The 1,159-nt window shown below is 64.6% G+C and carries 2 protein-coding genes; both read right to left on the reverse strand.

Going from position 1 to position 1,159, the window contains the following annotated elements; all coding sequences use genetic code 11:
* Nucleotides 1–182: hypothetical protein (locus AC1DEY_RS23575; RefSeq protein ID WP_476870114.1), on the reverse strand; the 182-nt coding region annotated here is incomplete at its 3' end.
* A 102-nt stretch (nucleotides 183–284) separates the two neighbouring features.
* Nucleotides 285–1,157, reverse strand: a complete 873-nt coding sequence (locus AC1DEY_RS23580; RefSeq protein WP_476870115.1) for an aldo/keto reductase — start codon at nucleotides 1,155–1,157, stop codon at nucleotides 285–287.
* Nucleotides 1,158–1,159: the final 2 nt, after the last annotated feature.

Here is a 1,159-nt window from a genome sequence, read left to right on the forward strand (position 1 = left end):
CCTGGGCCGCCACAGTCCGCAGCGAGGCCAAACTCAATACCGTTGACCTGCCCGCCGACCACACCGCCGGTTAACCGGCAACTCGAACCGGTACAGGTGCGCGCGCCCGCAAGTAACTTGCGGCACCCGCCCATACGAGCGCCAGAATGACGCAGCGGCTCGATGCAGGCGGCTTCGGACAATAGATGCAGACGATTTCGGAAACTGACCAATGTGTTTGCCCAGAGAAGGCCCCCCAACTGGAGCACTGAACGTCCCCAGTGAGGGAYCCCCGCGGTCAGGGATCAGCGGTCGATCGAGACCATATTGGCGTCGTCGTGCCGCGCCCCTGCTGCCGGCTGGAGTGAATTCAGGCGCTCGAGCTGGTCTGCGGTGAGCTCGACGGTATCGGCTGCGGTGTTTTCCTCCACACGGGATACGCGGCGGGTGCCCGGGATCGGGGCGATGTCGTTCCCACGGGTCAGCAGCCAGGCGAGGGCTGTCTGGGCTGGGGTGGCGTCAATCTCCGCGCCGATGCTCTGGACTTCGTCGACGATGCGCAGGTTCCGGACGAAGTTTTCCCCCGTGAAGCGCGGGTTGGTTTTGCGCCAGTCATCATCGGCGAAATCCTCCACCGTCCGGATCTGCCCGGTGAGCAGACCATGCCCGAGCGGCGAGTAGGGGACGAAGCCGATGCCCAGTTCACGCAGCAGCGGCAGGATCTCGTCTTCGACGTCGCGGGTCCACAGGGAGTACTCAGTTTGCAGGGCCGAGACGGGCTGCACGGTGTGTGCCCGGCGGATTGTGTCCGGGGAGGCCTCGGACAGACCGAAATGCAGTACCTTACCCTCGGTGATCAGGTCCGCAACGGCCCCGGCGGTCTCTTCGATGGGCGTGTTCCGGTCAACCCGGTGCTGGTAGTAGAGGTCGATATAGTCGGTGCCCAGTCGCTTCAGGGATCCCTCGACAGCCGTGCGGATGTTCGCTGCGCTGCTGTCCGTGACACCGGCGCCGCCACCGGAATGGGAGACGAGGCCGAACTTGGTGGCGATCTTCACTTCGTCACGGCGTCCCTTGATGGCCTGGCCCACGATTTCCTCGCTCAGGAACGGCCCGTAGATCTCCGCTGTGTCGATGTGGGTGACTCCGAGCTCGAGTGCACGGAGGATCGTGCGGATCG

The organism is Arthrobacter sp. 05T47, assembly GCF_056395825.1.